The organism is Aeromonas sp. HMWF014, from assembly GCF_963878295.1.
Taxonomy (GTDB): Bacteria; Pseudomonadota; Gammaproteobacteria; order Enterobacterales; family Aeromonadaceae; genus Aeromonas; species Aeromonas popoffii.
The window spans coordinates 1-5,186 of record NZ_CAWNYS010000143.1 but is presented as its reverse complement, the minus strand read 5'-3'; the positions used below and the strand labels follow the sequence as shown (position 1 = coordinate 5,186).

At 42.2% G+C, this 5,186-nt stretch carries 6 protein-coding genes; 4 read left to right on the top strand and 2 right to left on the bottom strand.

The features are described 5' to 3' along the window. A partial coding sequence (locus tag AAC083_RS05600) for a hypothetical protein (RefSeq protein ID WP_219927862.1) occupies positions 1-242 on the bottom strand: 242 nt, incomplete at its 3' end. 441 nt (positions 243-683) lie between these two features. On the opposite strand from AAC083_RS05600, the gene AAC083_RS05595 reads away from it, so the two are divergent. After that, positions 684-2,018 (top strand): tyrosine-type recombinase/integrase, encoded by a 1,335-nt coding sequence (locus AAC083_RS05595; protein WP_108536056.1) that lies wholly within the window; start codon positions 684-686, stop codon positions 2,016-2,018. Between the two features lie 11 nt (positions 2,019-2,029). Here AAC083_RS05595 and AAC083_RS05590 read toward each other — a convergent pair whose 3' ends face one another. Further along, the gene (locus tag AAC083_RS05590) at positions 2,030-3,073 is read right to left on the bottom strand and encodes a hypothetical protein (RefSeq protein WP_146181590.1); all 1,044 of its coding nucleotides are present in this window, start codon (positions 3,071-3,073) and stop codon (positions 2,030-2,032) included. 605 nt (positions 3,074-3,678) lie between these two features. Here AAC083_RS05590 and AAC083_RS05585 point away from each other — a divergent pair. The 3 genes from AAC083_RS05585 to AAC083_RS05575 form a co-directional block, all read left to right on the top strand. Continuing rightward, on the top strand, positions 3,679-3,855 hold the full coding sequence (locus AAC083_RS05585) for a helix-turn-helix transcriptional regulator (RefSeq protein WP_108536054.1): 177 nt from the start codon (positions 3,679-3,681) through the stop codon (positions 3,853-3,855). A 375-nt stretch (positions 3,856-4,230) separates the two neighbouring features. After that, a complete protein-coding gene (locus tag AAC083_RS05580) occupies positions 4,231-4,899 on the top strand; it encodes a YagK/YfjJ domain-containing protein (RefSeq protein WP_181364662.1) in 669 nt (222 codons plus the stop codon). A gap of 69 nt (positions 4,900-4,968) precedes the next feature. Further along, on the top strand, positions 4,969-5,186 hold a 218-nt coding region (locus AAC083_RS05575; RefSeq protein WP_258224612.1), incomplete at its 3' end, for a hypothetical protein.

Genomic DNA, 5,186 nt, shown 5'->3' with positions numbered 1-5,186 from the left:
CCGGGGGAGGGGTTGGCCAGAATCGTTTTACGCAGCAGCGCCCCGCAGAACCCGTAGGTGAGTGACACGGGTCCAAACATGTATACCAGCGGGTCGAGAATATGGGTAGCCAGTTCACGGTAGGCCAACCAGCTGTCATTTTGCTCGGGTAAGTTGGGGCATTGAATACGCTGCCACGTTTCACCACAGTGAAACAGCATCTCGAAGGTAAAGTGGCGGCTACATGAGCGGTAGATATCCATTGCTCATTTACTCTTTCCATGGCGAAAAGGTCAATGCAGGGCTTCCATTCGCTTAAGGAATGGTAAGCGCTGTTCTTGTATGGTCTGCCTAGTACTCAAGGCTGACGCAGAGATACCGTAACAAAAGATGACACATTCGAGAATTTGGGATGTGCAGAAACACCCAAGCCAAAAACGACCAAGGGGTTAGCACCATAATGATGCTAACCCCTTGTTTTATATGGTGCTCCCGACTGGAGTCGAACCAGTGGCCTGTCCCTTAGGAGCCAAGGTCGGTAGTGTTTCAGAAGGTTTTATAAAGTTGAAGAATAGATTGTAATGCATTGTTTTTAATGTTTATTTTTCATTTTGTGGGTTTCAGCTAGTTTCATGAAGTCTCACCCTATATCATGTTTGCTGTGGTACCCCAAGTGGTACCCCAAACAGGGGGGAGAGAATGCTATGGCAAGAAAACCGGTAACTCAGGATCGAGAGATCCCCTCATTGATTTTGCAAGGGGAGGCTTCGATTACCCGCTATGCGGTGAAATCTCCCCATGGCGGTGGATTAGCCATTGAAGTTAGGGCTGGGAAGAGCAAGCGGTTTGTATATCGTTATCGGATTGCTGGTACTCAGGCGGCAGTTGTTCTGGGTAATTACCCTGCATTGTCGTTGGCGCGAGCCAGGCTTGAGCATGCAGAGCTGGCTGCCTTGGTAAAGAAAGGGATAGATCCACGCAAGCATGTTGCTAGTGAAAAGGCTAAAAATGAAACCGCCCTGACGATGGATGAGTTACTTGGGCGATGGCTCGAAGCGCAGCATGTTGCCCAGGCCGTCAAACCAAAGACTCTCCAGTGCCATCAGGAGCGTTGGAATCGTCACCTTAAGAAGAGCTTGGGTAATATTCGTCTAATCGATCTGACTCGTGCCCACTTGGCGCAAGCGTTAGAGATCACTCGACGTGCAACAAAAGATGAAACCCGTAAGGGGCTGGGAACGCTGAACCAGATGTTGGATTATGCGGTAGTTCACTGCCTGATCGAGGCCAACCCTGCGAGACTGTTGCGACCCAAGGATTTTGGTGCCAGTGCCGGTTCGCCAAGAGAGAGATGGCTGACAGTCCCCGAATTGCGCAGGCTATGGAAGGCGATTGATGAGGATCTTGGAAGTGGTGGTAGCTTGGAGGCTGGAGGGCGTGGCGTTTCTCGCCATGCCACTATTTCTCTGCCAGCAGCGAATGCGATCAAGCTATTGATACTGACCGGATGTCGTAGAGGCGAAGTCGCTAATATGCGTTTTTCACATATTAGAGATGATATCTGGACGATCCCTGATACTAAGAATGGGAAGCCTCATTCGGTATTCTTATCTCGACAGGCGAAAGCGTTGATTGATGAACAGGCACTATATGTAAACGGGGACTTCGTTTTTGAATCAGATAGACCTAAAAGTGACGTAATTGAACCAATTTTAGTTGACTCGATAACCAGAGCTTTAAGGCGATTTATTTCTCGCTCTTTATCTGACATGGAACCATTTACTGTACATGATTTACGGCGTAGTGCTGCAACAAATTGGGCTGAGAGATTAGATGCAGAAGAGAGAGTGATAGAATTATGTCTGAATCATCTCCCACTAAATAAATTGGTTAGAACCTATCATCGTTCGCGACATGATGATAAGAAAAAAATGCTATGGCAACGCTGGGGCGAGTTGGTTGAACTAGAAGTAGAAAATGAGCCGCAAAAAACTAATCTTCATGGGAATGTTATTGAGTTCGTAAGAAAAGTAAAATAAAAAAAGGCGGACTAGTGTCCGTCTTTTTTTATTTGTTCATATTCTTCTCGTATCAGTCTTGTGACTACCTCATTTTTTCTTCTATCTGTATTTTGACAAATGAAGTCTAATTTTTTAATGATATCTTCAGATAGCACAATACTTACTGCCTTTTTACCATTGTTTTTATCACGATATGCCTTTTGTGACCAAGCTGATTGCATGTTTTTCTTTAACAGTACCCTTTTGTATTTATATTCATGAAGTAAATCAAAGGTAGCAATTATCCCATTGCGTTTGTCATGTGTGTTACCATTGTTTATAAACCAGCTTGGTGTTTTTGTCTTATGTATATAAGACCATGCCCAGTTAGTTTTTTCTAGTTCTTGCAAAGTTATCCAAATTTCAATGTCGTCATTGTTTTTTATAAAATTCCATTTATTTTCAAGGGTCTTTATGCTTTCTGCTTTTTCATCCAATAAAACATTCCATGTATCAAAATATGAAATGACATTATCCTTTATTTCATCGTTGCTTTTAGGTATAGAGGAGTTAAACCTGTAGATATTGTCAAAAGTGTAAAAGTCATTATTTTCATAAAATTCATTTGAGTTGCTTTCCGCAATGATTGCATTTTCTGGTAGGTAAAGTTCATGTCCATTTATGGACTGCGGTTTATTATCCCCAAGGGATGAATTACTATGGATGATTTTATTATATATTCGGGTTTTAGCGCTATTCACATATGCCCATAAAAAATTGCATAATCGATTATTATTAGTGTTAATCCATTCGAAGTGTGAACGATCTAGACACTCTGCATTTGCCATCACCTTAAAATACTCAGGGGATTCACGTGGGACAATGATGTTATTTGTTCCTAAATGGCTGTGGATATTTTTTAGGTTTACTCGGTTATGTACGTTTTGGCGATTATTAAATATCGCAGACAATAAATCATCCACATATAAGTCCAGCGGTTTGAATTTATTTATATCAACATGGTGAATGTTGCAAACTAGATTTAATTCCCGTTTGCTCAGGTTGAATAGCGGTCGATTGATACTCTTTGACATAGTGGGGAACTCGCTTGTTACTTAGTAATTGGTTGATTGTTTTGTGTTATTTTGTGATGTGTTTTTAACTGATTTTAGATTGTTTATCAATTGATTTTAGTGTGATTTTTTGACATGAAGCATCATGATTTCTTCGTTTTCTTCGCACTAGCATGCAGTTCCTGAAGGTAGAGCCAGCATGTCGTTGAAATGACCTGCCATTGCTGTCTATTGATCCTGTGAGTGATGAGCCTATGAAAGAGTGTCAGCAGTGGAGTGGCTTTTTAGGATTACGGATTTAATGAGAGCTACAGCCGGACGAGATGAGAAGGGGCGGGTTCAACATTGAAGAGCCATGCCCACTTCAACATTCAGTGTGCAGCTATCTATAAGGGTAAACAGTATCCAGTTCATGATAATGCTTTAAACACGTGTATATAAGATCACCAATCGCATGTTCATTGCTTATCCATGTGTGTAAACACCAGTTTCATAGAGATGTGTATGCTACAGATTACGATGTTTAGCGTGCGCACAATAAAAATGTAATACTTATTTATTTCGTTTTTATGATATATGTTTTTTACGTGAGGGACTCCTTGTATGGACGACAAAAGGAGCTCATCATGAAGTTACTTAAATTGAAGGATGTCATCGCAATGACATCACTCTCTAAGGCATCAGTTTATCGTCAGATGAATGACGGGAAATTTCCAGCGTCAGTCAAGATCGGCCCAAGATCTGTTGCTTGGGTTAGCTCTGAAATAGAGTTGTGGATTGAAGAGAAAATAAATCTTCGCTAGGGATAATTTCTGACGGGTAATTGGAATGAATTAGTTCGTTGCTGATGCTACAAGTCTTGTCCTATCAGGGGCTAGAGTTATTAGGTTGGTTTTACATTCAATACTTTGGTGTCGGCAATAGTAATATATAAATAAGGAGTAAAAATAAACACCGAATAAAACTGCATACACAGTATGCAGATCGACAGTACAAACATGTGGATGTCGTAACCATCAGCATACCAAAATCCATAACCCATCATATCGCTAAGTTGATAGCACTGTTTCAAACCTTCAATGAAAGTGTGCTAGTGCACACTTGCAAACTGCTACCTTAATTTTAATGCAGGCATACATTCGCTGCATGTGGCCATGCTTTTATCTATGGAGTTTAATATGTTTGACACTCTTAATGAATATCGAGTGGCGGCTGAACGCCACTTCCAGAAAAATGGGTATACTTTCGATAAGGATAACCTCAGTAAAATTGTTGCTGTGATGAATGATGCTTTTACTCAATACTCTAGGGTCTTTGCTTTTAGAGTTGACCTTCGCTTCCCTGATAATGTTTTTACCAGGATCCTATCAGAAGGCAGTTCACGTTATCATGGCGCTGTGCTGAAAGCATTCTTTGCGGAACTTGAAAAACTGTTTGTGCTGGATCAGATGCGCCAAGCTACAAATGGGAAAAGAGTTCGCAAAACAGAAATTAGATATGTTTGGGCGAGGGAGCAAACAGCAGAGGCTGTCGTTCCTCACTATCACTTGATGTTTTTCTTAAATGGGGATGCCTATTACTCTCTGGGGAACTTTAAGTCTGAGAATATGAATCTGGCAAACAAGCTTAGAGTAGCTTGGCATCGAGTCGTCTTTGAAGCGGATGTATCAATTGATTTTTGTAGGAGGAGAGGGTTGGTTCAACTGTCAGAGGAGGGACAGCACGAAGTTTTCTCAGATGATCCTGTGGCTATAAAAAAAGTGCTGCTCCATGCAGCATACCTTGCCAAAAAGGAATCCAAGCGCCGTGGGCAGGGATATCAGTGTTTCGGGGGGAGTAACAATTGAGTGCGCAGTTTCCTTTCACCTCAAGCGTATCCTCGAGAGGCTGGGGGTAAGGGCCAGGCGATATTCTGGGTGCTCAAGCAGGGGCTGGTGCGGCTCAACATCGATGCTGCGTTAGTGGGGAATGTGGATGAGGGTGGTCAATGGTTCTGTATTGCGCAACAAGTTGCGCAATATGTGGAATTTAATGCTGAAAGTGTAACTTTTGCTGGCTTGATGGACTATCTGGCGCAATATCTTGCTGTTGGCTGTTGGCTGTTGGCTGTTGGCTGTTGGCTGTTGGCTGTTGG

Excerpts from the sequence above, each read along its gene's own strand:
- AAC083_RS05595 (WP_108536056.1), top strand. The coding sequence starts at position 684 with ATGGCAAGAAAACCGGTAACTCAGGATCGAGAGATCCCCTCATTGATT.
- AAC083_RS05580 (WP_181364662.1), top strand. The coding sequence starts at position 4,231 with ATGTTTGACACTCTTAATGAATATCGAGTGGCGGCTGAACGCCACTTC.
- AAC083_RS05590 (WP_146181590.1), bottom strand. The coding sequence starts at position 3,073 with ATGTCAAAGAGTATCAATCGACCGCTATTCAACCTGAGCAAACGGGAA.
- AAC083_RS05585 (WP_108536054.1), top strand. The coding sequence starts at position 3,679 with ATGAAGTTACTTAAATTGAAGGATGTCATCGCAATGACATCACTCTCT.